The organism is Legionella parisiensis, from assembly GCF_001467945.1.
GTDB lineage: Bacteria > Pseudomonadota > Gammaproteobacteria > Legionellales > Legionellaceae > Legionella > Legionella parisiensis.
This window is the reverse complement of the sequence record NZ_LNYQ01000013.1, coordinates 342957-368219: the sequence shown is the minus strand read 5'-3', so window position 1 is coordinate 368219 and position 25263 is coordinate 342957. Positions and strand designations below refer to the sequence as shown.

The following is a 25263-nucleotide window of genomic DNA, read 5'->3' as shown; positions in this document are numbered from 1 at the left end:
TTCCCACGTCCCACGGCTTTTCCGCAGGATCCAGAAGATCTGCCCAAAACACTAGACCCCGCGGGGCATAGGCAGGAATGCGATCAAGATACACGTGCAGCGCTACATTTTAATTTGCTTAATAAGTCAAGAAGGCTGCTTGCGTGGAATATTTTTACTCCCCCGCACTAATTTCATGACCCGCTTAAGAAAATCAGGCCCTGGATCGTCTTTATCCGTTTGATAATTCGGATCCCGTTCGAGCCAAAGGGGCGTATTTTTAAAATTTAAATACTCATTATGGCCAATAACATATTTTATTGCCGGATATTTCTTTTTAAGATAACACACTAAAAATGCATTTGCCTTTGTTTGTGCTACTGTTAAATCATCCTTGCCGTCTACTCCACCTATATTTTCAATACCAATCGCATAATGATTCAATCCTATGACATGTCTTGCCATCCAGTTTTCAGGCATGAGTTGATAAATCGTTCCGTCACGATCCACTAAAAAATGACTTGATACATTCAAGTTACCAGGCAATTCTTTAATACGTGGTGAATTTTGCGGGAATGTAGGCGGATTAAAAACGCGAAAGGTTGCCTTAAGAGTAGAAATACATGTCCAATGCAATACGATCATTTTCGGTTCAATTTCAATTGACTTGGAATCAATTCCATAATGAGTTAATTGATACTGTCGTGTTAAAGCAATGCGTTTTTCATCAAATTGAATCGGTGCCTTATGAATTTTTTGCCCATCATAGCAAGAAAATGCATGCACGAGAGAGCTTATAAAAAAGAAGCAATACAGTAGAATTTTCATATTATTTTTTTAGTACCATAAAATAAGCAGCCACATAATCGGGTAAATGGCGAGTTGCTTGCGAGAAGGCTTTGCTCCCTGCATAACTACCCGCTAGAAAATCAACTTGATACAAATTACTCTGGAATGCACCACCCGTGTCAGCAAAAATACCCATGCGTGTCACCGTTTTTCCCTTCTGATTTGGATACTGTACCATCAAAAGTTTTCCTAAACCAAACTGTTCGAGATCGGCGGCAAAAGTGACTTCAGTATTTACTGTAATTTTATGATCTGCATCTTTTCCATAACCTTTGATACCCGTTACTGGTTTAAAATACCAATATCGCTCTTGTTTATAGGGATTTTGGGCTTTGTCATATGCAATATTGTTGCATCGATGAACATTAAAGATTTTCGTTTGATGACCTGGGTAATCTGCAATAATGGTTCCTTGCATTAAGGCTGCCTCCAAGTCATCTCGATTAAAATAGGCGAGCGGAGGAACATTTTTATCTGCTAATGCACCTTTTAATATGGCTTGTTTCCCATATTGGAAACGTGTCAGTTCAGGTTTTGCATCTGCTTCTTCAAGTGTCAGTTGCTCTTCATCTCTAGGAAGCCCATAAAGAGCAAAAGGATAAGCAACACTGCGTTTCGTTGATGCTTTAGCACGATGCACATAATACTTAGTCATTAAAATTTTATCCGCAGGCAAACGAGCAACGAGTGATTTCTTCCCGCTTAGGGACTTGGCTTGCTCCAGGTCGGGATACCAGCGAACAAAATCAAAATGCTTTTTAATAAAAGCGGGATTGTTCAATTCATTTTGGTGGCGGCAAATAAAGATTAACGTTTCTTTGATTCGTGAAAGAGGTATAGCAAAAACTTTACCTTCGTGAATGACACGAGGATCATATTGATTGCCTTTATTTAAATAAGCCAAAGTTTCTGTGGCTGTTGTACATAATGCAGGTCCATTGATTTCGTACTGGGCAGCAGAGGAAGGCTCTGCAGGTTCAAAATGAGGGGCAGCAAAGGCCTGCATAGTCACTAACAAGCCATAAAAAAATCTTTTTACTTTCATGGTATCCCAATCATTATGTGGTAAAAGCTGAATAATACCATATACCCAGCCTTTAATTCTAAAATGGACCTAGAACACCATCGTTAAGTTTAGCAACACGCAGAAAATCAGGGACAGTTGTTCAAGATAGTAGAACTAGAAACAGAGCTAAGCTGCTTCCGCCCCATCCAGTTCTGAGTCATCAGATTCGGCTGTTAAACGATTAAAATGCCAGGAACTATAAAGTGCTCCAAGCCCACAAGCAATTAACCCCAAAGGCAAAGCATTGAGTGTTTGCATGAGCAGATAGGCACTTAAGATGGTTAGTACAGATGAACCAAACATGCGTACAGTATGAATTATGGCGAGTGCAAGGCCGGTGTTTTCCTTATAATCGGCAAGCATAATCGACATAGTAGCAGGTGCAGTTAAACTAATCCCTAAATTGCAAATTAATGCAAAAGATAGAGAATACAAATTGAATTCATAAAGGGTTGCGCATAATAACATCGCAAAACCACCGGTAATAATGAACCAACTACCAAGATAAATGGTTGCAGCCATGCTGAAATATTTACGAAGCCAAATGCCTAAATAATTTCCAACGATAATATTTAAGCCATTGATAATAAAAATAATACCATACACTAAGGGCGAAAAACCAAATTGATCAATTATGATATAGGATGAATTAATCACCGAAAGCATTACTGCCGCAAAACTAAACATCATAATAAACGAACCACTCCATAAAGAAGGGGATGGAATGATCTCTTGATATGCTTTGATTATTTTTTTTACGAGAAAAGGTTCTTTGGGTTGACTCCAAAATGGCGATTCAAATAATCCTTTGCGCGACTGAAGCAAGAGTACGATTCCGATCAGAGCCATTAACATAAAGTTAGCTTGCCAGCCATAATAGGTAAAGATAAGAGAACCAAGCACAGGAGCAAGGATCGGAGATATTGAAACAATCATAGAAACATAGGATAAGACCTTGGCTCGTTCCGCAGTATCTTCAAAATCTCGCGAAATTGAAAAAGCAACTAAGTTAGCGCAGCACAATGCAAATCCCTGTAAAGACCTACCTAGAATAAGCACCCAAATATTGGGTGCAAGAGCACATATGATACTGGCAAGCACAGCAATCACTAAACTACCCGGCAATAAGCGACGTCGGCCAAAATGATCGATTAACGGCCCCCAAAGTAATTGAGTGACGCCAAATATAACCAAATAAATACTTAAGGTTAATTGGCTTAGGCTATGTGTTGTAGCAAAAAATTTAGTGATATAAGGCAGCGAGGGTTGATAAAGATCAAAGGTAAGTAACGAAAAAGCTGACAATAATCCAATAAGTAAAATAGAGGTTCTAGATTGAGACATAATATTCGTTTTATAAAAAGTAGCGGAGCATTATAGTAAAATCTCTTCGCTTTTGCTCTAGATCCCCAAAAAAAATTGCGATGATGGGCTAAAGGATTGAGATAACCTGAGCGCAGGGTAATCCGAGATTAAAAAACTCACCCCACATACCGGATTACGCTGCGCTGCACCCAGGCTACTCCAATTAACCTTTGCGAATCAGATAATTACTTCCCGCATGTATTACTTTCTTCATCCGATTATCCTCATCTGGATTAGGCTGACATGCTTTAAAGGTATCTTTTTCTGTTGCAACACTAATAGGTAAAACAGGACGGCTGTCGGTTTCTAAATAACCCTCTTTATTCTTAAAAATAGTAAAATGATCAGAGGCAAATTCCTGGCATTCAGTTAAAGTTTCATTCTGGCAAATCGAAAATTTAATAGTTCGTTCCACATGATATGAATCACCCACTTCATCAGCGAAAACGATATCACCATATACTACGCTATGGCGAGTTCCACAAAAATAATATCCAAATTTATATTGACCGTTTTCAACAACATCGGTGCGGATATATCGTCCATCGCCTTGAGTTAGGCCATTGAGCGTCACAATATGACGCACCTCTTCTTTGGGGGCACTTTCCGCTATTGCCAAACCAGTTAGTGCCAATCCCATGATTAACAAAGTAATTTTTCTCATTTTTTATTCCTTATCTGAAAAAACATCCTCAAGGAACGTGTCTTTAAGGATTAATAAACCTACTCTAACGTCAATTTGGAGAGAAAATTTTTTACCAAACTCACATTGCGGTTCCATTATCCTAAGAAAAAAACCATTTGAACAGATAAAAAAACATTACTCTTTGACTAATAAAAGCACACAATGACCAGGAGTATATACCCTCTTAAAGAGAAACGTGCTGGACAAGACCTCCGACAGTGATGATAATTATACTTTTTCATACATTGCACATGACAACACCACTCATTGAAATTAGAAATGTTTACAAAGCATATGGCAATACTCCCATTTTGAATGATGTATCCTTAAGCGTTCATCATGGTGAATTTTTAACGTTGCTTGGTCCTTCCGGTTGCGGGAAAACCACATTGCTACGTCTTATTTCTGGTTTTGAATACCCCACACAAGGTGAAATCTATATCAATGAACAATGTGTTAGCCGATTACCTCCACAAAAAAGAGACGTCCATACGGTATTTCAAAGTTATGCTCTTTTCCCTCATTTATCCGTTTATGAGAACGTGGCTTTTGCTTTACGGTGTAAGAAAGTTCCTGATCAGGAAATTCAAGAGCGTGTTATTGATGCATTAAAACTGGTACAACTTGAAGGTTTTTCAGAGCGAAATGTAAAGCAATTAAGTGGAGGACAACAACAACGAGTAGCTATTGCACGAGCAATTATCAACAGACCGCAAGTACTATTATTGGATGAACCATTAAGTTCTCTCGACTACAGACTAAGAAAAGCCATGCAATCCGAATTAAAACAATTGCAGAAAGCACTGAATATGACTTTTATCTTTGTTACCCATGATCAAGAAGAAGCATTATCGATGTCGGACCGTATTGTAGTCTTCAATCACGGGCACATTGAACAGATAGGAACGCCTAAATGTGTTTATGAAACGCCTGCAAATCGCTACGTTGCAATGTTTATTGGTGAGGCCAATATATTTGATGTACACGTGCATTCGTTGCACGATCATAATCTGACCACATTTATCGAAAATATCCCTCTACTTTGTAAGAATAGCGGCAATTATGACATCGGCGATAAGCTGCATTTGATAGTACGCCCAGAAGATATCAGGGTCTGGAGTTTATCTGAAGTTGAGAGCCCTGAAGGAATGCTTCCTGGTCGAATTGTAGATATTATTTATAAAGGCTCCACCGTTGATCTCAAAGTTGCTCTTTCATCAGGAAAAATAATTAACGCCTCAGAATTTTTTGATGAGGACGATGATAAATTGGAATACACACTTTCAGAAGAAGTGTGGGTGCAATGGTTACCAGGCTGGGAGGTTTTATTACCTTATGAAGGCTAGATCTTTTCCACTGTACCTACTGTATTTTTGGTTAATTGTTTTTGGCCTTATTCCTCTATGCATGATGCTTGTCGCCAGCTTTCTTTCTAAAGACAGTATGCATCTTGTTGCGTTACCTTTTACCGTGGAAAATTATGCAACTTTATTTACTCCTGTCTTTGCAAAAATTTACTTCCGCTCTTTACTTATTGCATCGATTGCAACACTGTTATGTTTGTTCATTGCCTATCCATTTAGCTATTTAATGATTAAATCAAAACATCAATCCATCTTTTTGTTATTGATTATCATTCCCTTTTGGACAAGTTCCTTAATAAGAACTTACTCTTTAATTGCCATCTTGAAGTATAAAGGCCTTTTAAACACCCTCTTACTCAAATTACATTTAATTAATGAGCCCCTCTCGTTACTTTATACCAATTTTGCCGTGATTATTGGCTTGGTTTACAATCTGTTTCCTTTTATGGTGCTGCCTATTTTCACGAATATGGAGCGCTTTGATTTCCGCTTATTCGAAGCAGCGAAAGATTTAGGGGCAAACAGGTGGTCTATCTTTACTCGAGTCTTCTTGCCTAATACAGCCCCAGGTATTTTATCAGGCTGTTTGTTAGTTCTATTGCCTGCAATGACTTTATTTTACATTCCTAATGTTTTGGGAGGGGCACGTTCCATTTTAGTGGGCAATTTAATTCAAAATCAGTTTCTCGTCTTAAGTGATTGGCCTCAAGGCTCTGCCACCAGCGTCTTGCTCACCATACTGCTGCTCTTATTGTTTCTTATTTTTCGAGGTCAGAAGAAGAGGGGGGGGCAATGAACTCCTTAGTGAAACGTCTTTTTCTTTTTTTTGTTTATGCCTCACTTTATGTTCCAATCGCAGTATTGGTTTTATATTCATTTAACGATGCAAAATTTTCCCTTCAATGGCATGGCTTTTCTTTAAAGTGGTATGATGAATTATTCCATGACCGCGGCTTGTGGACTGCCTTTTTTAATTCCATCATGTTGGGACTTGCCTCTGCATTGATTGCAACCATTATAGGTTTGTTGGCATCCATCCATTTATTTTTATTTCGCTCGAAACATCGCCAGATTTTATATGCCGTCTTACTATCACTGATTATTATTCCTGATTTGGTTCTTGGTGTTGGCTTATTAATTTTCTTTAATATCACCAAAGTACCCATGGGATTTTTAAGCTTATTAATTGCTCATGTTACTTTTTGTATTCCTTTTGTCATTGTCACGATTAATGTGCGGATCAATACTTTAAATCCCACTATTTATTTTGGCGCGTTAGATCTGGGGGCGAGCCATTATACTGCGTTAACACGAATTTTACTGCCTTTACTATGGCCAGCAGTACTCAGTGTTTTTCTTTTAAGTTTTACTTTGTCTTTTGATGACGTCATCATCAGTTATTTTGTAGCGGGACCTGATTTTTCCATTCTGCCTTTGACTATTTATTCATTGGTACGTGCAGGAGTTACACCAGAACTTAACGCTTTATGTTCTATTACCTTTGTTTTATCCATGATTTTGGTGATCATTTCTCATCGTCTCTCCGGGAAACAAGTATGAATTATTTTTTATTCGTGTTGGTCTTTTTGGCTTTTAAATCATTTTCTGCCCCTATTGTTAATGTATATGCATGGGGAGGAGAAATTCCCAAAAAGTTGATTCAACAGTTTGAACATGATTCTGGAATTAAAGTTAATTTTTCTACCTATGACAGTAATGAGACCATGTATGCCAAGCTAAAGGCAAGTCAGCACACTGCATATGATGTAATCCTTCCCTCTGCTTATTTTGTTGAACGCATGAAACGCCAAGGGATGTTAGAGCGGCTTGATCACAAGCAACTGCCCAATATGAGCAATCTTGATGAACGCTTCGTGAACAATAATTATGATCCGGGTAACCGCTACAGTGTGCCAATTATATGGGGCGCAACCGGCATCTTTTTTAATCATGATAGAGTAACCACGCGACCTAAAACCTGGAAGGAATTGTGGAGCCCCAAATGGCACAATCAGCTGATGCTTTTGGATGACTCCCGCGAAATTTTTGCAATTGCCCTAATGAGCCTTGGCTTTGATCCTAATGATACAAATCCAGAGCATATTAAAAAAGCCTATGAACATTTATTGCAACTTGTGCCCAATATTAAATTGTTTGCGAGCGATAGTATTCAGGCCATTATGATCGATGAAGATGCAACGATTGGTTCTGCATGGAATGGCGATGCATTCAAGGCACATGAAGAGAATAAAGCAATTGGGTTTGTCTATCCTGAAGATGGTTTTATTATCTGGGTTGACTGTTTGGCTGTTCCTAAAAATCCACCTCATCTGAAAGAGGCCCTGCAATTTATTAATTTTATCCTTAAAGCAGAATCCAGTGCACAAATCGCTTTAAAAGAAGGACATGGAATTACTAATGCAAAAGGAAGAGCTTTACTGCCTACCACTATTAAAGACAATTCCATGATTTATCCACCCAGAACAATTATGGAAAAAGGTCAATTCCAGCATGATGTAGGAGAAGAAACACTCATGCTCTATAACCAATACTGGGAGCACTTTAAGCTGGCTTTTTAACTGTCTTATTCTTTGGTTTTGTCTGTAGTAGTGCGAGCTATATGAGCTGGGCAATTCTCCTTTTTTTGATCAATTATAATCCTTGTTGTAAAATTTATTATCATATAGCCGCGATTTTTAAGCATACTTGTTTTTATTAGATTTCTTACTCTATTAATTTCTGGAAGAAAAGGAGGCCGTATGCGCGCAGCACGAATGCACCACTATCATAAGCCATTGATTCTTGAAGAAGTCCCTATTCCCGATATCCAAGCAGATGAAATTCTTGTTCAGGTTACAGCCGCTGGTATGTGTCGTACCGATGTGCAATTACTGGATGCCTACTTTCAAAAATATGCCGATTTACCGCTTCCTCTTACTCCCGGTCATGAAATTGCTGGGATAATCCATAAAATTGGCAACCTGGTGCCGCCAGCCGCTCACTTTAAAGAAGGAGATCAGGTCGTTGTAGTTGGTGGCTGGGGAGATGGATTTTGCCGACATTGCCATGATGGTAATACCCAAATATGCAGCCACGGTCGTTGGCCTGGCTTCGGTCCTTATGGAGGTTATTCAGATTTTGTACCCGTTCCATTTCAATATCTTATCAAAGTAGACAAAAACTTAATACCTGAAGAACTTGCTCCACTCACTGATGCTGGCTTGACACCCTATCGTGGCATTAAAAAATTACTCACAGCCGGAGCTTTAGGTCCTAATCGGATACTCGGGGTATTGGGTATTGGTGGGTTGGGTACTTACGCAGTGCAATATGCTAAGTTATTAGGGGCAGGGGCAACGGTGGCTGCTTTTGCGCGAAACCCCGATAAGCTAGCTATTGCTAAAGAATACGGTGCTGATTACGTGATTAGCACCAAAGATAAATCGACGCAAGACATTCGCATTGAATTGAATAAAGTCGCCGGAAAAGGTGAACTAGATGCCATCATTGATTGTACCGGTGCCTCAGAGATGATTCGTATGGGATTCGAGCTTTTGTCAGTTGCTGGACATTACGCTTCTGTTGGCCTAGTAGGTGACAGGATTGATATCCCTTTATTTCCATTAGTGGCTCGTGAATATACCTATCATGGCTCTTTCTGGGGTAACTATAATGATTTAAGCGAAGTCTTGGCTCTGGCTTCGCAAGGCAAGATAAAGCATACGGTTAATATAATCAATCTGGAACAAGTTAACGAGTATCTTGATTTGCTAAGAGCTGGTGACATTGTTGGACGAGCGGTCATTAAATTTTAAGGCTAACAACCATAGTCGACATAAAAAGTAGAAAATAATTTTCTGCCTTTTATGTCGCTCGACACAACTTATCCCGTAAAAATGTGAAGCATTAATACGGGATTTATTCCAGAAGTTTACAACACATTTTGCGAACCCTTCTGTATATGAGAATGACAATCATTGATAAATAATAGAACACCACTATCCGGAGCACAATCAATTGGACTATGGCTCGATTTATCAGGAATATCTATAGATGCACCAGCTTCAATAAGCATTTTAATCATCGGTCTATCCCCATGTTGTACCGCCTTGTGCAACGGAGTTTGTCCATCTTTATCCTGAAGATCTAAAGAGGCACCAGCTTTAACCAATGCACGAGCACAATCAAAGTTTTTGCTAGCAACAGCCCAATGAAGTGCTGAACGTCCATAAGTAGGATCTGTTTTATCCAGATCAGATATTGACATCGATTTAATCAATACCTTGAGTTCAAATAAACGTCCCCAGGTAGCTGCTCTTCTTAACGCTTGATCATGCACCGGACTTCCCATTTCACCAGTTTTACGCAACGAAGCACAAACTGTAGCCAGTTGTACTTGATCTTTCGTTTTTCGTCCCTCACCGATAAAAGTAAGAAGTTTTGGTGCAATTTTTCCACTTGCGTGATCCATAATACTCTGGTTCTGCTCCACCAATCTTGAGCTTACAGAACCGATCTTTAAAAGAGTATCGGTACGTTCCATATCCTTACGACTTAATGGTTTTGCTGCAAAAAGCAAGTCTGACAGCTCAATAATCATGCCAGGTAATGCTCCGAATAAGGTACTATCACTCGAAACTAATGACTTCACTGCAATTAAGTAAGCCGCAACAAATTCTGTATTATTATCCATATCTTGGTAATAAGGCAGCTTTTTATCTCGCATCGCTTCCAGAGTACTGGTAACGCCGGTTGATAAAACCAATGAGCTTGACGACTGGGCAACCGTTTGACGCATCACCCCGTTTGGTAATGATTGATGGTATTCAATTGCCGGCAGAGGCTTAGAAGTAGTCATTGTCAAGTCGTGTTCATAAGCATATCTAATTTCTGACCTTTTACTTCCCCACTCCCCAACAAGAATGTACGAATCTTGATCGCTTAACTTAATATACTGTGCGATTAATTTATAATCCTTAGAAGAATCTACTGCGGCAAGATACATAAATCCATAATTACCTGTGGGAACCTTTGCCTGATCGGAAATTGATAATGGAGGTAAATCTTCTGCTTTGGTAATCGAAGGTATACCTAACCTATCTGATCCAAGACCAGCACTCCCAATCAACATATCGCGATCATCAAAAGAGTCATAGAGTTTTGGTTGATCGATCTTGGCTTGCATACGATAGAGGGATTGCATGAACACATCGGAAAAAGCCATTTGGTTCACGTTCCCTACGAATAAAAATTTACTTTCAGGAGAAAGAACTCGTTTGATAATATCTCCTGGAGCGTGCTTACAACGGTTAGCATCAATAAAAGCTACGACTGTATTGTCAACTGCATCAAACGTCTCTAAAGGAGACAGCCCAACGCTGGTACCTTCTATGGATACACGACCATCAACAGGAGCGCCATACATGCTTGTAAATCGAGGTATACCATCAAGCGTACTCACTAAAACGACATCAATATCCGTTATTCCCTGTTTGGCAAGTTCACGAACTATATCCTTTGCCATATTACCTGCAAAAGCATAATCACCTTTTGCAGTAGGATTTTTACAATTAGCATGAATAAGAATTACTTTACCCATAATTTACCCTTGATTGTTTAATTTATGGGCAAAATTTTACACTCTTAACATTAACAAAATATTAACAATGTGTTTTTTATATTAAAATTTAGATCGCATTTAATTCATTCATTAAAAAAAACGACTATATGGGATTAAAATTAGTTCATATGACCTAAATAGGATCACAAACGAGACTCATACCAAGCAAAAGAAATCCTCAGAAGAGGAAAACAGTACCTCATTGCCAAATTTACTTTTGGTGTAAAACACTTTCATGGTAGAATAATATTTGTACATTGGGGGTGCCAATTACGGCTGAGAGGAAAAACCAACCCTTTGAACCTGATCTCATTCGTCTGAGCGGAGGAAAATGTGTCTATAGTTTTATTTTCGGGTATTGTTGCTTTTATTACATCTTTTATTGGTTTGTTACCGCAAATTATCAAATCTTTAAAAACCAAATCAACTCAAGATCTCTCTATGATTATGTTGATTAATTATCTCATTTGTTCTGTAGCATGGATTATTTATGGAAGTAGTACGAATTCCTTCTTTGTAATCAGTTCAAATGTAGTGGGTTTGATTGTCAGCCTGCTACTCATTCTCTTAAAAAGACATTATGATGCACGATATAATTAATTTAACAGGATATCAGTCTATTTTATGCCTCAATGGAGATTTACCTGAATCCTTTTTTTTTAATAGAATGAACTTACCTGTCTTTGCCGCTGATGGAGCTGCGAACAGTTTATTAGAACGCGGAATCCATCCTCGATTAATTACTGGAGATTTGGATTCTGTCCAACCAATGATTCTGGAAAACCACCCTTTTCTTCATTCACCCGATCAAAATCAAAGTGACTACCAAAAAGCAATGTGTTATTTAAAAAATAATGATTTATTACCTGCCATCATCGTTGGCATAAATGGTGGGTATTTGGATCATATACTCAATAACATAAATATCTTTATGGAAACAAACTGCCTTTTATACGCTCCCCCCATAAGAGGTTTCGTTCTCCATGAACAATCCAGGATGAATTTTTTGTTACCTACTCAGACAAAAATTTCATTAATAGGAATACCTAAAGCAACTCTATCCTCAAAAGGTTTACAATGGGAACTCAATAACAGTCCACTTTCCTTTCCAGGAAAAACATCCTGTTTTAATCGAACTCAATTACCTGAAATCATTTTGGAAGTTCATCAAGGCTCTGTTCTGGTTTTAATTTACGATCAAATGATCGAGGATGCAGGGGTAGCCGCACGATAAAAAGAACTCTGGCGAAACCTTTGTCAAAAACTGCTATCCCTATAATTCCTAGCCTATTTAATTGACTACAATAGAACACTGATCATTTGCAATCACTAACGTCACCGTACTGTCTTTAGTTAGCACTTTAGAACCACACAAAACATCTGGGCCAAATGTCGAGTTTTTTCTATAGCCAAAAATATATTCCCTATTTGCAGGTCCTTTACTCGAATGGATTTTGCCCCGAGACCCGGATCGTTTACCACCTACAGTAAAACCTATTGCAGCAGCTGTTTTCTCTTTAGTTTTTACGTGAACCTTAATCGTATCATCGGCAAACGCTTGCATTGAAAAAGAAAGCATAAGTAGGACGCTCAAATTTTTAAGAGATTTTTTTATCATAATAAAACACTCCTTGTTCTATGTACCTTTACTATAATCCATTTAATGAATTAGAGAAAATCCTGAGGTATAAAATGAAACTTATCTGATCTACAAGGTTACTTTAGATGCATTCAGCACTTTTGAAGGCATTCTTGTTTCGATTTTCCTCTGGGGTTCTGAAAGCCGGGTTGAATACTGCCCATGCACTGTTTCTTAGGCTCATCAAAAGCACTAAATGAAATGCGCTCAGCCCAAGGAAGTCGCTATCAGGCATAATGACCTCCCTTAATTATCATGCACAACAAATTGAAGCCAGAAAACAGTATTGATGTGCTCAAACCTATTTCCTGGCTTTATTAATTAAAACTTATGCAAAACCACTTGAGGGAAAGATTGTAAAGTCGCCGGTTTCTGTAGCCACCGTCACAAACAATGCTGCGAATTTGCATCGCGATGGAGCAGCAAAATATTCCAGCGGTTTTGTAGAGGAATTGCTCTCTCGCTATACCGATTCTTCCTTGAAAATGGCATTGCATTTTTGTGATGTTCATAGGCGCAATAGAGATGAGATTCAGTATGCGTTTATAGAGCAATCGGAACCGATTGATGTTGTAGGTTATCAAAAACATCATTAAAAAATGCAGATGGAGCACAACCAGATTTTGATTCAACACATACATCAAACCCTGAAATTATTAACCGCACCTCCTGAGTCGGAGCGTGAAGAATTAGTACATGTGTACCGGAAAATGCCTCTGTTCTTGCCAATAGCGAGAATCCCCTCATGAACGATTTATCTGCTGGCAATGATAATTCTTGGTACAGCAATTCTGGTGACTGGGGTTGTTTTTTCCATAACTGGAGCAGGTTTTTTGGCTACTGCGGGAGCCTTTACTGGTGGTACTGGATTTTTGGCGACAGGCAGCGCTTTATTCATAAGGGATGCGAAAAAAAACATTGCCACCCTATCCGAAGAGTTAATATCGTTTTCATCTCTTTTAAAGACTAAAAAAGACACGACTTGGTGTTTTCTTGAATTCTCAATGATATACACTATGATAAAAATATGGCCATATGGGCTTATTTTAATCAAGATTTTGTATGCATGTTCATGAGGAGAGCTATATGAGAGCTAAAAGAGCACTACAAGGGTTTGCATCCATAGTATATCAAGAGATATCCCACACTAGACATACCTTCAAAATGGTGGATACAACGTACCTTAAATATAAAGCCATGGAAAGGACCCAAAGGATTCAGTTGCTTCGCGATAGCATACCAACCGGCGCCAGCCTGATATACCGGGGTACCGAGGGTACAGATGAGGTTCTTCCTACAATGAAGACAAATCGCGTGGGCAGAAAATCTGAAGAAAGCAGGAAGGCTACTTCGCATGACATTGTAAGCTATATTCGAGATAATGACAGTAGGTATTTTCTCTCTTTTACACCCTGCAAAGAAACAGTAAAACCTTATACTGTAGGTTTATCGTTAATTCCCAAAATAGGCTATATTTTCGTTACTAGCTTTCCAATGGTATATACGACCCCACAAAAGCTTCTGCTTTTAAACGAAAAGATGTTTAAGCGCTACGATAAAAGAATGATCAATGCTATGCCCCAAGATGATGTCCGAGGATATCAAAGTATTGTAACGATGACTGAAAATAATAATGAAATTACTGGGATTATCGGTGCTTCAGTGAAAGATGATTGGCGATCCGAGGTTAACAAACGCATGCATAGCGTAATTGAAGTTTGTGGTCCTGGGCGTATTGTATCATCGGTAATGAGCTCTAATGAACCGGCCCATGTGAGACATTGGCAAAATCCAGATTTTTCTCCTGAACTTGTTTCACTGGATATCGTTTTCTATGAATCTCCAGAGGAGTATGAGGAAATGAATGCAAAAGCAAAAGACATGGGACTTATACGCAAAAACGAACGATTACCTACTCTTGCCGATGCACAAGTTCTCATAGGACAATTAAATGAATGGGGAAATATGTATGGTGCCACTGAAACTATAAAAGTCACTTCATTTCCCAGTCGCATTAAGCCGGGGGATAAGGAAGCCCTAGTTAAGTATTTAGAGGGGCAAATTAAATCAAATCCATCGATAATACCATTAGAAGAATTAAGGGATTCTTCTCATACATTATAATGATTTGAGGCAATCAGAGTAGGATAGCCTCATTATCCTACTCCATTTTGACACAAAATAGATGGATGCCTCTCTATTCTATTGAGTTTGCCCACTTAAAGTTTTCCTAATTATAAGCAGGGCAAAATAGATTAAGGATTTAAATTATGTTAGCTAGGTTAAGGTTTTTCGCAAAAAAAATACCTTCGCGTGAAGCATATTCATCGGTTCGCGATGTTTACGCATCCCATAAACCCCCTCTCATTAGAGGAAGCCTTACTGGTGAACGTTGGCGTTATCAACGTATGGGACAAACTTTAGAAACGATTACTAATACGCAAAAATATAAGGAATTACAACAACAAGCAATCACTAATTTAGATCTTTGGGCAAAAACAAAATCTGAGGCTCCATCAATAGTGGAAGTCGTCTATAAAGATTGGGGAGTTGCAACTCTTGAAGCAACCAAAAAGCATGGAACAATATATTCTGTATTGAATATGGCGAATTCGGTTTATCCTGGAGGTGCTGTCTTGGAAGGAGGAAGCGCTCAAGAAGAAAATATGTGGCTCCGCTCTACCTGTGCTCTTTCATTGATCGATAGTATCGTTAAATTAGACAAGAAAAATAGCAATATGTTTATTTATACTAAAGAAGGAACCGAACTGGTAGAAGCGAGACGAAAAATGACGGCAAAAGAGCGGGATACTATAAGAGAACGTTGCCCCTCATTGTGTTCTCCAGAGGTCTATAAAATCTTCCATAGCGAGGCACCAAGAATATGTTTTAGAGGTCCGGAAATATTACTACCGGCAACAGTGGATGACTATCCATCAGGTGGAGTTGCAAGCCCTGATATGAGCTTTACGTTTCTTACTCCATCAAATGTTTTTCCTTTTCATGAGTTACGCTCATCTGCTCCCGAACATTTTGCGGAATCTCAATCAAAAGACCCTGGCACTTTAAAAGCACACAGAGAGGATTTGCGCCGACGAATTGCAGCGCAGTTGGATACATTAATTCTTACTGGACAAACTCATGTAATCCTTGGCGCCTGGGGTTGCGGCGAATTTAAAAATGAACCCGAATTAGTGGCAGAAATTTATGCCGAAGAAATTGAAAAAAGAGCCATTTTTTTCCAACATATTATGTTTCCCATAATTAATACCAAATCAAACTCCGATAATTTCGGAGTATTTGAAAGCATGCTTACTGGATTGAGGCTAGGTGACACCAATGCCCCCCAAAGCACCCTGTAGCTTGAGGACCTCTTTAGGGCCTTGGTGAACGGTGGACGATACTAAAGCCTCTGCACATTGGGATTAGGAGCTTTTGTTTTTTATTGTATCTAAACGCATCTCCTCATCATTACCTGAATCCTCTTCTTGCTCGCTCACTTCCCCCTTCTCCTCATCGTGTTCAACTTGACTTTTAATTATGCCTTTAAGCAAACGAGGAGCAACTGCCTTCGCCGGAGAAATTGAGGAATCCTTTGAAACTTCACTGCCTCCCCATGAAACAAGAAGTAGTGCACTGTAGAGAAGTTGAAATAAGTACATAACTTGTCCAACCACATCTTGATCATGAAACATTAGGCTTATTGCTAATCCTAATATAACTGCCGAAAAAATAGCCTGAAGTCCTTGAATGACTTTTTCATTGATATGGGTATCTGCCCGACATACAGCATAACTGGAATTGAGTACCTGAGCAAAAGATATCGGGATTAACGGAATAGGGCTTGTTGTGTTAGTAAGTTGCATTCCTGCCTGTACTGTTAATTGGGTCACCGCTAAGCCGGCATTTCCTCGTTGTGCATTTCTATGGGCAGCTGAAGAGGCTTGAAGATGTTCCATTACACTAGAATAAGTTCCTGATGGCATTTTTTAAAATCCTTTTAAAAAGTCAATTAAAGCTTTAATTGTGAGTCAATTTCAACTACTGAAAATACCGCGCATTTTTCAATTAAGGTTTTCCAGAAGCAAGTTATTATTTTAACTGGTTTTTTTTCAACTTCAATGTGTAGGTGGCTGTATTTAGTGATTAATCAAAAATACGTTAAATTACGCAGCCATCATTTCTTCGAAACTAATAAATACATTGCGATCACAGTCCTTTATAGTTATCGCTACAACTCTGAGGCAAACTGACTCAGTTCAATGAAATTTTTAGAACCAAATGCAAGCAAAACATGCGCCTTCAGCAGCATATCATTGCAGCAAATTTGTGGGAAATATTACATGATGAATCGCTGTGACTCAAACCTCAGTCGCGATGAGTTATTAACACAGTGATAAAGAATAACCCGAGTCGCAACGCTTTGTTTGCACTCAGGCTACTCTCTATTTATCCTAGTGAGTTGTTTTTCCTTTGTCATCGCCATACAACCAATCCATACTTACCTCAAGCTCATTAGCTATTTTTTGCATGGAATTAGAATCCAAAGCCACACCATATAACAGCGCTTCAATTTTAAATTTAGGTAATTGGAATAATTTAGAGCACACCTGTACACGTTCGGTCATTAAGGCAGGAACACCAAGCTCATCGAGCTCCTGATTTAAACGTTCAGTTAGTTTTTTGTTTGACATGGTAATCTCCTTTCGACTTTTTATCAGTGTAAAACAGAGAAGCTTAAGGATTGATTAACAAAATAAACTTTAAAAGAAAAAAATTAAATTCTTTTCTTCGTTGGCGGGAAATGAGGAAAAATATAGATCGAATCATTACTAAAGAAATACTTTAGCTGCACTAACTCCGGTGACTTGTCCACGGAGCCTGGAAATAAAAAATAATAATAAGTCGCCGCCCTCCATCCATAGATCAAACACCAGACGAACGATGGATTTTCCTATCTATCTTTTAAGAATTCCCTGGAATTAAATAAAAATATTAAGTACTTTATATTAATTGAGACTCTATTTAGCATTTTAATCATGGGAAAAATAAATTTAGAAGATTACCTTAAAAAAATAAAAATTATTGTTCCTTCACTAACTGATGCCTCACGTGAAGATAAAATTGATTTTTTAAGAAAAATCTATTCTGCTCATATCCGAACTTTCCCATATTCAAATTTTGAGTTACGAAAAATTTCCAAACAGCATCTTATCCAAAGAGATTCTTTGTCTTTTTTTAGTTATAAAGAGTTACTTTCTTCCCAAGATGGCGGATATTGCTTTCAAACGGCTAGTTTATTATCCGATGCATTATCACAACTGGGGTATACCGTTTCATTCTGTGCTGCGCGAGTGCTTCTAGGAGCGAAACCTAATGCATCTGAAGTACTTAAAATGCCCCCAACTCATCTCATATTAACAGTTCAAATTGATGATCAAAAGTTTCTCCTGGATCCCGGATTAGGATCCTCCGCTCCGCGCCTCCCGATACTCATTACGGGAAAAAATGAGTCAATTCCTCAAAACGAAGATGAATTTAAGTTTTATCCTATTGATACAATCCATGTTCTTGAGAAAAAAACAAGAAAAGGATGGTTTCTCTTAATGCAGACCGATTTGACTCCAATAAGTCAGGAAAAAGCAGCAATGAATTTACTCAAACTGGAACGGCATCCGGAAATTCTTGTGATACGCGATGCAAAAACAGTTATTGGAATAGTTACCGAGCATGGCCGAAAATCATTGGTTTGGGATGCTCAATCAAAACAGTTAAAATATTCAGCGAGTGAGGGTACAGAATACACCGAAAAAGTTTTGGCCAGCTTTGAAGAGGGTCACCAAGTACTTGTAGAGGAATTTGACATTGATATTTCAGCTAAAACATTAAAAACTTACTGCACAGATACCATACCCTTGCCAATAAAACCTTGGACAATTCATTTCCCTCTCGATCAAACTGAACTAAAAGAAATGCAAAAAAACTTAAGGCCCTTCCTGTGACTTCTATGAGTCAACAAAGTTTATTTTATAGATCACACTATCAGTACGAAATCGTAACTGCTCACTTAAGCTATTAGCCACAGCTAAGTAATGCTGGCTATTAACCGTAAAAACCGCAGCATTAACTCCCCCATGTGTTGTGATGCTTTGTAGTACCTGAAATTTACCATCTTTCCATTGATACAACTGGGATAATAATTTCGTTCTCGGAGTCGTTCTAGAGCCCGTAATAAAGTTAATCCGAAATAAATAATGTTTGCCATGATTCGAGAAGAATACAAAATTTCGACCTCCTAAACCCTCTAACACTTGAAACTCTTTAAATTGCTTACCATCCCACTGATAAATAATTGACGAATTCAGAAGATTAGCGTATGCCAAGTAAAATTTTCCATCTATAGTAAAATGAGTAAATGCTCGTCCACCGCCCTTTGGAACGCTTTGGAATAAAATAAATTTCGTTCCATTCCAACGATAAATAGTTGAAGCATTCACATGATCCGTGAGTGCTAGATAATAAGAACCATCTAGCGAAAAAAAATCCCATCCATAACCCCACTTTGTAGGAAAAGTTTGAAAAGGAATAAATTTTTTCCCATTCCATTCATAAATCATTGAATCAGTATTGTTTGTTATTTTACTGTCAGGTAAAACGACTCCATTGGCAAATGCCAAGAAGTGCCGTTTTTCAATTGAAAAAGCATAAGCACTTTTAGATGCATAAGTAAAAAATTGTTGAATTGGATAAAAATAGTGGCCATCCCAGCGATATAATTTTGCATAGGTATTCAAATTATATGGCGCTTTGGTACCTGAATGTATTGAAGATGTAGCAAGATAAGCTTGATTTGCGATTTTAAAAAAAGCAGTCCCTTCATTACCATGTCCTGGGATTTTTTGATGCAGCATCAACTTGTGATCAATCCACTTATAAATGAGCACATCGATATCGGCATTACCACCATTCATATTTGCCGGAGTATTAGGCACATCCTGCGCTAATTGCGGCACAGCGATATATTGAGAACCATCAATCGTAAACGGCGTCATATCTCTTGCGCCAGATGTTTTTAAGTATTGATATGGGGAAAGCATTACCTCTTTTGCTTGTACCCAAACTGGAAATACTAAAAAAAAGGTCATACTTATCAGTAATTTTTTAATCACTATTGAATCCTTGGATTATCCTGGGGATAAGCAGATGTGCCCTGCGGAAATCCAGTAGTAATGCCAGGAATGCTTATTTTATTGTAATCCCAACTCTTTGCAGCCAGCTCCCCAGCCATCCAAAAACCAACTGTATTGGACAGCATTTGTGTTGGTTCAGCTAATGAAAATTTTAGGCGCATTAAAAAATCGTTAATCTCCGGTTGTTTTGAATAAGTATAATCACCAGGTATGGCGGGACGAGCAGGTAAAAAGATACTGGGAATATTGGTAAAGACGTTATTAGCGATAATTGTGCGATTGTGCCTCGATGCCCATATATTATTGTAATAGTCATAATCAGCGCGAGGTAATTGTTTTTCACCTAAGGAAGATTTAACCGCTGCATAAGGAGCTATATAAACTCTATCGGATGGTAAGGTATTATTGGAAAGTGCCTCAACAAAAGAAACCAACCAATTACTGTCTTTAGTCACACCCGCCGAAACATTTGATCCAGCAACAAAGCGAATGATTACTTTTGCATTCGGCCAATCAATATTTAATTGTGCTATTTTACGATGAAGCTCATCCATACTTTGTAAGGCGGTTAACATAAAAGTGCCAACCATTACATTATTATAAGGTATTGGGTATGTGTTATTCCCATCAAGGAAATTATTTTGTAATGAGGTCATATCAAATGTTTGTTTCCCGCGAAGAACCTCACTCATATAATTACCTGCCATGGAACAAGCATAATCAATCATATTATGAATTAAAGTTAAATGAGGTTTCCAAGCAGGTGCATTCACGTGCTCCAACCAGTTATTTTCTGTTTGCGCATTTATTTCTTTTACTGCTTTAACATCTTTGAGTAAGATTTCCATTTGCGACTTCCAATTGCTGTCGCTATTTTCCTTTATTTTTGCAAGATACATTAGTGCAGGACCAATATGTGATACGGCAGTCATTTCTATGAAGCCGGAGTTCGGGGCAGTACGCATCAATTGTTCCAGTTCTAACTGATGCTCGCTGTTATAAATATATAATGTTGAATTAATAAATAGAATTAATGAACCATTATCTTGTTGTGTTAAATTACTATTTTTTTTCAGTTCTGACTGGAATAAAGTTTGAGAAATATTAATTTTGCCCTTAGGGTACTGCGCATCTCCATTTCCAGTAAAATCATAATATAAATTCCAGAACGCTTGGGGTGTCGTATAACCATTATTTGCTGTTTTGCTGCCGCCTTCATTTTGGTTCGTTACAACCATGAGACAGTGACTTTTATGAGTGTGTGCAAGAACTACGCCATTCAAACCAAATACAAATAATATGGCATGGAAAATTCTTATGTTGGGTAATTTCATAACAAGAATCCTTCTCTTATTCACAGCAATGTAGCGACGCTCAACCAAGGTTGAGTTACATCTTTTCCTATCAGTAGGTAAGCTGCCTAGATATCATGGCGCTTTAGAAATATTGTTTCAAGTATAACCATGCCAATTCTGATATAACTCTTTGCCTTAAAAAATTTTATCTCATATAAAAATTATGCTGCATCGATTAGAGAAGTTTGTTCCATTACTTGTCTATCGCAAGTTTGAGAGATTTCTTACACGAATATGAGATAAAAAGGCGATGATAATATAGAGCATTTTGTTATGCTTAACAAAACGAGGAATGACAATGGATGTCTTAAAAGGAAGTTTACAGCATCATGGAAGACGCTATACCACATGGATGTGGTTAACCTCCTCGTGTTAGTCTGCTCACAAGTCTGATTATGCACCCGTTAATCAGACTTAATTCATTGGTTCATCTTCGAATCATTTTATAGGTGTAATCGAATAACTAAATACACATTATCGCTAGGAACATCTTCTTAATCGATCATGAAATCGTTTTTTTTGAAGCAAGCACTCCCTGTTCATTGATAAGGCTACTCCTCATATTTAATTCCTTCGTATCATGCCTCCATTTTATTTGCTTTATTTTTAACCCGTTACTGTTTTTTTTCATAAAGACCTCATTTAAACATCACTAAGATCAAATTGAATTCTGAAAGTATAAATAATATCTTGACTCAAGATTATTTGTGGTACATCTTATCTTTATGTTATCCTGTCGGAACAAAAGATGATCATTAGCGACCTGTTTAACTGGTTTCAAGACGATGAAAAATCGTTGCATCTTGTCGATCAACCTCTATCGCAAGACCTCCTCAAATCGGAACAATCTCAAGCAAAAAAAATAAATCGCTTGCTTCTAAGTGAAGCACGGGTTGCCAAATTAACCGGCCTTGAACCAGGTGATGCCCAAAGTAAGTTAGAAAAACACATTCTATTTATGGATTATCTTGAGTTTTGCAACCTGCAATTCGCGGAGGATCACCAGTGTTCTTTGTTTTTAGTCACCTTAAAATATCTGCTGCCCAAAACACAAAAAGAAGACTTCCATCAAAATGCCAAATTGAATGAATTATTTGTCGCTTTATTGCATCAAGACAGAGAAAATACTCTTTCTTTTTATCAACAAAATGAAATATTATTTAAAAACCATCCTGAAATTCAGAAACAGGTTGAGCTTGGGTTATGTGAGCAAAAACGTAATGAAGCACTGAAACGAGTTGAAGACCATTTAGGTGATTTAAGCAAACAGTTATCCAATCAAAAAAATCCCCTTGGAATCATTGGCTTATGTAGGGAGTGGGTTGGTGACACAGAACAGTTTGCTGCATTAATACTCTGGCTATTGCAGCGTCATGTCAGCATAAAGCAAATTCTTCAAAGCTACTTACTTCATGATTTCCTTAAGTATCACTTATTTACCTTGCACTCAGAAGACAATGAAGTTTTTCATTTATATTCGTTGCTTAGTCGCTTCCCAGAGGCCAAACTACTTGTAGAAGCAGCCCAGAAAACAGGTAGCGATGAACGAGGATTTCAGCACTATGCACTAAATGGAATTCTGAGCGAGAAAGAACTCCAGAGCATCCCACCGAAACCGCAATCTTTAGAATTTTCATTAACAACAGCGAACTTTTTAGCCTTACACGAACTTTTTGGTGCGACCTTTCTGACTGCAGCGGTAATCACTTCAGTAGAGCATGAAAATTTAACCTGGTTAGAAGCATTAAAACAAACCTTGAACCAGCAAGAAATTGTAACCAATGAAATTCCCAGGCTTATTAATTATATTGCCCATGAATCCTCTCCTCACGTCCTAGAGATCTTCGCTGCTTTAATCGATGATCATACGGCACAATACTTACTATCCAAGAATGAAGGCGCTGTATTTTACCTATTGCCTTATAAGCCGATGCTTTTTGAATACATTAATGAAAAAAACATTACTGGATTTATCCATCAACTCACGGCGAGACATACCTCTGATCCAGAAATTATTTTTCAATTAATGGCATTATTCTCGATGCTCCCAAAGAAAGAAAGTCCGTTGACGCAACTCGTATTTCAAGCAATTATTGATAATCTTGTGCATCATCCACTTCTATTAGAAGATGAAAAATTGTTGCGTCAGTTAAGGAAATACCCAGATTGTAATCGGATACTTACTCAACAAAGTGAAAAAATAAAAAAGCAAGTCCATGATTGTATCATGGAACAATCAAAGGAACTTCCATTCAGCCGCTACCACTATCATATTATCGAAGATATTTGGGTTGATGCAACTCGAAAACTTGCTGTATTTGATCTCATTTCACCGCAAGAGAAATTCAATCTCAATAATAAATATGCTCTGCAGGCAAAGGTTGCCGAAATTACTTTTTTTTCTCATAGAGAATTTTTTGATCTGGATGCATTTATCGAATCATTATCTATGCCCCCTGTAGTAGCAGAAAATGGAGTAAGCGAATACGAACGTATTCTTATTGAAATTCTTGCGATCATCGATAATGAATCGATTAGGGAACAAATTATTGAAAAACTGGAAAGTTATCCCATACATCGGCTCGATTGGGTAGAAAAAGAATATGATGGAAAAACAATATTCCTTCAGGCAGCAAAACATGGCAATCTAGGATTACTCTCCCTTTTGCAAGAGCAAATCGCGCCAGAAACTTTTAACAAAGCAATAATTACAGCGGCAACAGCAAATCAATGGGAATTTGTAGAAAGGCTCTGCCAATATAATAAAGTGCAATTGAGTGAAGAAGAAATTGCAACCCTTATACTCCAAGCAGCAGAGCACGGCCAGGTTATAATTATAAAATACCTTTTAGATACCTACGATTATAAACCATCTACTGATGAAGTGATTCAAATTCTTCATCAGGCAATTACACATAATAAACTCAATGTTGTTCAATATTTTCACAATTTTTCTAACAAGATGCCTGCTCAATCCGTGATAAATAAATTATTTAATTCGGCAATCGAATTAGAGTTTTGGGACATTGCCTTATTTATTGCGGACTCAGATAAACATTATCCCTCTCTGTTAACTATTGAAAAGGCATTTACTCATGCGGCAACCACCATGCAGCTAGACGCGATGCAACGGTTTTGTACTTTATCAACCAATATCCCGCGGCCCAACGTGATCTACCGAGCGTTTGTAAAGGCATGTCAGTTAGGTCATTTACCAATAGTACAATGCCTTCACGATGTACCTGAAAAATTACCGCAAGCAATTATTGAAAAAGCATTGGAACAAGCAATCATTAATGGGCACAAGGATATTATTAGCTATTTATATAACTCATCCATTTATCCACCCAATCAATCTTTGGTAAATCAAGGATTTATAACTGCTGTAAAAACAGGAAAGGTAGCTCTAGTTGAGTTTTTTTGCTCTATGGCAATTAAAAACAAACCAACTCGACATGTTATCAATCAAGCAATGTATTGGGCTGTCAAGCATGGGCAAGTGGAACTATTTAGTACCCTCTGTCGTTGGGAACAGAATTCCCCAGGCAAATCGGTTGTAAAACATTCTTTTCTTCTTGGTGTGGAACATGGAAAACTGGATATTGTTGCTTACTTATGCACCAATAAAATGGATGCATTCAATCAAAGAGATGTTGGTGAGGGGTTAATCTTGGCAGTGAAGCTAAAAAATCCCCAAGTTGCTCGGTACTTATGTGAACTTCCCGTTAACACTCCCAACAAAAAATCCCTAAGGATTGCTTGTAATAAAGCGATTGCAAGTGGCCAAAATGAACTTGCTGATTATTTAAGTAAACAATTGAACATTAAAAAAAGCCCTCAGAAAATGATGGACTCCGAAATGGATAATAGTTCAGAAACGAATCATGAGCCTAAAATAGATAACATATTGGAAATAGATACTCTTTCAGAATCTGGCTTAGAAATCGTTGACATCCCAATAATAGATAATGGTTTAACAATGAATGGAAGCACAGAAAGTGCTCAAGACTCTGATATAAATCATGCTCCTAAAGTTGGGGCATCATTAAAGAGCCATGGGCTTTTTAAAGTAAAAATACAACGAAAAGTACCTTCTGTATCTACTGATTTAGTCGGAGCATTTGATTTAGATTAATAATGTTTGATTTTTT

23 protein-coding genes and 1 riboswitch are annotated in these 25263 nt (G+C 37.9%); of the genes, 12 read left to right on the top strand and 11 right to left on the bottom strand.

The features are described from left to right. Positions 1-126: 126 nt before the first annotated feature. The 4 genes from Lpar_RS07700 to Lpar_RS07685 all read right to left on the bottom strand — a co-directional run bounded on the left by Lpar_RS07700 (position 127) and on the right by Lpar_RS07685 (position 3923). Positions 127-807, bottom strand: a complete 681-nt coding sequence (locus Lpar_RS07700; RefSeq protein WP_058517396.1) for an N-acetylmuramoyl-L-alanine amidase — start codon at positions 805-807, stop codon at positions 127-129. 1 nt (position 808) lies between these two features. Continuing rightward, positions 809-1873 carry a hypothetical protein gene (locus Lpar_RS07695; RefSeq protein WP_058517395.1) on the bottom strand — a complete coding sequence of 355 codons (1065 nt, stop codon included), beginning with the start codon at positions 1871-1873 and terminating at the stop codon, positions 809-811. A 147-nt stretch (positions 1874-2020) separates the two neighbouring features. Beyond that, complete coding sequence (locus Lpar_RS07690) at positions 2021-3238, bottom strand: multidrug effflux MFS transporter (RefSeq protein WP_058517394.1); 1218 nt, start codon at positions 3236-3238, stop codon at positions 2021-2023. A gap of 184 nt (positions 3239-3422) precedes the next feature. Then, positions 3423-3923 (bottom strand): hypothetical protein, encoded by a 501-nt coding sequence (locus tag Lpar_RS07685; protein WP_058517393.1) that lies wholly within the window; start codon positions 3921-3923, stop codon positions 3423-3425. A 272-nt stretch (positions 3924-4195) separates the two neighbouring features. Between Lpar_RS07685 and potA the strand changes: the two genes are divergently transcribed. From potA to Lpar_RS07660, 5 genes are all read left to right on the top strand, one after another. Beyond that, positions 4196-5290, top strand: a complete 1095-nt coding sequence (gene potA, locus Lpar_RS07680) for a spermidine/putrescine ABC transporter ATP-binding protein PotA (protein ID WP_058519204.1) — start codon at positions 4196-4198, stop codon at positions 5288-5290. After that, positions 5280-6104: an ABC transporter permease gene (locus tag Lpar_RS07675; protein WP_058517392.1), complete on the top strand. Its 825-nt coding sequence runs from the start codon at positions 5280-5282 to the stop codon at positions 6102-6104. Before potA ends, Lpar_RS07675 begins: the two co-directional genes overlap by 11 nt. Beyond that, positions 6101-6868: an ABC transporter permease subunit gene (locus Lpar_RS07670; protein ID WP_058517391.1), complete on the top strand. Its 768-nt coding sequence runs from the start codon at positions 6101-6103 to the stop codon at positions 6866-6868. The genes Lpar_RS07675 and Lpar_RS07670 overlap by 4 nt, the downstream gene beginning before the upstream one ends. Further along, positions 6865-7887 (top strand): ABC transporter substrate-binding protein, encoded by a 1023-nt coding sequence (locus tag Lpar_RS07665; protein ID WP_058517390.1) that lies wholly within the window; start codon positions 6865-6867, stop codon positions 7885-7887. Before Lpar_RS07670 ends, Lpar_RS07665 begins: the two co-directional genes overlap by 4 nt. Positions 7888-8067: 180 nt before the next feature. Then, positions 8068-9123, top strand: a complete 1056-nt coding sequence (locus tag Lpar_RS07660; RefSeq protein ID WP_058517389.1) for a zinc-binding dehydrogenase — start codon at positions 8068-8070, stop codon at positions 9121-9123. A 116-nt stretch (positions 9124-9239) separates the two neighbouring features. Here the strand turns inward: Lpar_RS07660 and ankY are convergent, their stop codons facing one another. Continuing rightward, positions 9240-10907: a Dot/Icm T4SS effector AnkY/LegA9 gene (gene ankY, locus Lpar_RS07655; protein ID WP_058517388.1), complete on the bottom strand. Its 1668-nt coding sequence runs from the start codon at positions 10905-10907 to the stop codon at positions 9240-9242. 270 nt (positions 10908-11177) lie between these two features. Beyond that, positions 11178-11275: riboswitch (TPP riboswitch) on the top strand. Between ankY and Lpar_RS07650 the strand changes: the two genes are divergently transcribed. Together Lpar_RS07650 and Lpar_RS07645 are read left to right on the top strand one after the other, a co-directional pair. Beyond that, positions 11262-11528, top strand: a complete 267-nt coding sequence (locus tag Lpar_RS07650; protein WP_058517387.1) for a SemiSWEET family sugar transporter — start codon at positions 11262-11264, stop codon at positions 11526-11528. Its footprint overlaps the riboswitch before it by 14 nt. After that, positions 11512-12162 (top strand): thiamine diphosphokinase, encoded by a 651-nt coding sequence (locus Lpar_RS07645; RefSeq protein ID WP_058517386.1) that lies wholly within the window; start codon positions 11512-11514, stop codon positions 12160-12162. Before Lpar_RS07650 ends, Lpar_RS07645 begins: the two co-directional genes overlap by 17 nt. A gap of 57 nt (positions 12163-12219) precedes the next feature. On the opposite strand, the gene Lpar_RS07640 is transcribed toward Lpar_RS07645, so the two are convergent. Further along, complete coding sequence (locus tag Lpar_RS07640) at positions 12220-12546, bottom strand: hypothetical protein (RefSeq protein WP_058517385.1); 327 nt, start codon at positions 12544-12546, stop codon at positions 12220-12222. A gap of 425 nt (positions 12547-12971) precedes the next feature. Between Lpar_RS07640 and Lpar_RS19210 the strand changes: the two genes are divergently transcribed. Beyond that, a complete protein-coding gene (locus tag Lpar_RS19210) occupies positions 12972-13163 on the top strand; it encodes a hypothetical protein (protein ID WP_058517384.1) in 192 nt (63 codons plus the stop codon). A 158-nt stretch (positions 13164-13321) separates the two neighbouring features. Here the strand turns inward: Lpar_RS19210 and Lpar_RS19205 are convergent, their stop codons facing one another. After that, complete coding sequence (locus Lpar_RS19205; RefSeq protein WP_237759363.1) at positions 13322-13486, bottom strand: hypothetical protein; 165 nt, start codon at positions 13484-13486, stop codon at positions 13322-13324. A gap of 167 nt (positions 13487-13653) precedes the next feature. On the opposite strand from Lpar_RS19205, the gene Lpar_RS07630 reads away from it, so the two are divergent. Together Lpar_RS07630 and Lpar_RS07625 are read left to right on the top strand one after the other, a co-directional pair. After that, positions 13654-14691 carry a hypothetical protein gene (locus Lpar_RS07630; RefSeq protein ID WP_058517383.1) on the top strand — a complete coding sequence of 346 codons (1038 nt, stop codon included), beginning with the start codon at positions 13654-13656 and terminating at the stop codon, positions 14689-14691. Positions 14692-14837: 146 nt separating this feature from the next. After that, positions 14838-15929: a poly(ADP-ribose) glycohydrolase domain-containing protein gene (locus Lpar_RS07625; protein WP_058517382.1), complete on the top strand. Its 1092-nt coding sequence runs from the start codon at positions 14838-14840 to the stop codon at positions 15927-15929. Positions 15930-15992: 63 nt separating this feature from the next. Here Lpar_RS07625 and Lpar_RS07620 read toward each other — a convergent pair whose 3' ends face one another. Then, complete coding sequence (locus Lpar_RS07620) at positions 15993-16553, bottom strand: hypothetical protein (RefSeq protein ID WP_058517381.1); 561 nt, start codon at positions 16551-16553, stop codon at positions 15993-15995. Between the two features lie 468 nt (positions 16554-17021). Continuing rightward, complete coding sequence (locus tag Lpar_RS07615) at positions 17022-17261, bottom strand: hypothetical protein (protein ID WP_058517380.1); 240 nt, start codon at positions 17259-17261, stop codon at positions 17022-17024. Positions 17262-17606: 345 nt separating this feature from the next. On the opposite strand from Lpar_RS07615, the gene Lpar_RS07610 reads away from it, so the two are divergent. Continuing rightward, entirely contained in the window at positions 17607-18569 is a 963-nt protein-coding gene (locus tag Lpar_RS07610; protein ID WP_058517379.1) for an arylamine N-acetyltransferase family protein, read from the top strand. 3 nt (positions 18570-18572) lie between these two features. On the opposite strand, the gene Lpar_RS07605 is transcribed toward Lpar_RS07610, so the two are convergent. Together Lpar_RS07605 and Lpar_RS07600 are read right to left on the bottom strand one after the other, a co-directional pair. After that, the gene (locus Lpar_RS07605) at positions 18573-19736 is read right to left on the bottom strand and encodes a hypothetical protein (RefSeq protein ID WP_058517378.1); all 1164 of its coding nucleotides are present in this window, start codon (positions 19734-19736) and stop codon (positions 18573-18575) included. After that, complete coding sequence (locus Lpar_RS07600) at positions 19736-21091, bottom strand: DUF5624 domain-containing protein (RefSeq protein ID WP_058517377.1); 1356 nt, start codon at positions 21089-21091, stop codon at positions 19736-19738. The genes Lpar_RS07605 and Lpar_RS07600 overlap by 1 nt, the downstream gene beginning before the upstream one ends. 769 nt (positions 21092-21860) lie before the next feature. On the opposite strand from Lpar_RS07600, the gene Lpar_RS07595 reads away from it, so the two are divergent. Next, positions 21861-25247, top strand: a complete 3387-nt coding sequence (locus tag Lpar_RS07595; protein ID WP_058517376.1) for an ankyrin repeat domain-containing protein — start codon at positions 21861-21863, stop codon at positions 25245-25247. Positions 25248-25263: the final 16 nt, after the last annotated feature.

Coding starts and splice junctions, on each gene's coding strand:
- Lpar_RS07700 (WP_058517396.1), bottom strand. CDS start 807: ATGAAAATTCTACTGTATTGCTTCTTTTTTATAAGCTCTCTCGTGCAT.
- Lpar_RS07695 (WP_058517395.1), bottom strand. CDS start 1,873: ATGAAAGTAAAAAGATTTTTTTATGGCTTGTTAGTGACTATGCAGGCC.
- Lpar_RS07690 (WP_058517394.1), bottom strand. CDS start 3,238: ATGTCTCAATCTAGAACCTCTATTTTACTTATTGGATTATTGTCAGCT.
- Lpar_RS07685 (WP_058517393.1), bottom strand. CDS start 3,923: ATGAGAAAAATTACTTTGTTAATCATGGGATTGGCACTAACTGGTTTG.
- potA (WP_058519204.1), top strand. CDS start 4,196: ATGACAACACCACTCATTGAAATTAGAAATGTTTACAAAGCATATGGC.
- Lpar_RS07675 (WP_058517392.1), top strand. CDS start 5,280: ATGAAGGCTAGATCTTTTCCACTGTACCTACTGTATTTTTGGTTAATT.
- Lpar_RS07670 (WP_058517391.1), top strand. CDS start 6,101: ATGAACTCCTTAGTGAAACGTCTTTTTCTTTTTTTTGTTTATGCCTCA.
- Lpar_RS07665 (WP_058517390.1), top strand. CDS start 6,865: ATGAATTATTTTTTATTCGTGTTGGTCTTTTTGGCTTTTAAATCATTT.
- Lpar_RS07660 (WP_058517389.1), top strand. CDS start 8,068: ATGCGCGCAGCACGAATGCACCACTATCATAAGCCATTGATTCTTGAA.
- ankY (WP_058517388.1), bottom strand. CDS start 10,907: ATGGGTAAAGTAATTCTTATTCATGCTAATTGTAAAAATCCTACTGCA.
- Lpar_RS07645 (WP_058517386.1), top strand. CDS start 11,512: ATGCACGATATAATTAATTTAACAGGATATCAGTCTATTTTATGCCTC.
- Lpar_RS07640 (WP_058517385.1), bottom strand. CDS start 12,546: ATGATAAAAAAATCTCTTAAAAATTTGAGCGTCCTACTTATGCTTTCT.
- Lpar_RS19205 (WP_237759363.1), bottom strand. CDS start 13,486: ATGTTTTTTTTCGCATCCCTTATGAATAAAGCGCTGCCTGTCGCCAAA.
- Lpar_RS07630 (WP_058517383.1), top strand. CDS start 13,654: ATGAGAGCTAAAAGAGCACTACAAGGGTTTGCATCCATAGTATATCAA.
- Lpar_RS07625 (WP_058517382.1), top strand. CDS start 14,838: ATGTTAGCTAGGTTAAGGTTTTTCGCAAAAAAAATACCTTCGCGTGAA.
- Lpar_RS07620 (WP_058517381.1), bottom strand. CDS start 16,553: ATGCCATCAGGAACTTATTCTAGTGTAATGGAACATCTTCAAGCCTCT.
- Lpar_RS07615 (WP_058517380.1), bottom strand. CDS start 17,261: ATGTCAAACAAAAAACTAACTGAACGTTTAAATCAGGAGCTCGATGAG.
- Lpar_RS07610 (WP_058517379.1), top strand. CDS start 17,607: ATGGGAAAAATAAATTTAGAAGATTACCTTAAAAAAATAAAAATTATT.
- Lpar_RS07600 (WP_058517377.1), bottom strand. CDS start 21,091: ATGAAATTACCCAACATAAGAATTTTCCATGCCATATTATTTGTATTT.
- Lpar_RS07595 (WP_058517376.1), top strand. CDS start 21,861: ATGATCATTAGCGACCTGTTTAACTGGTTTCAAGACGATGAAAAATCG.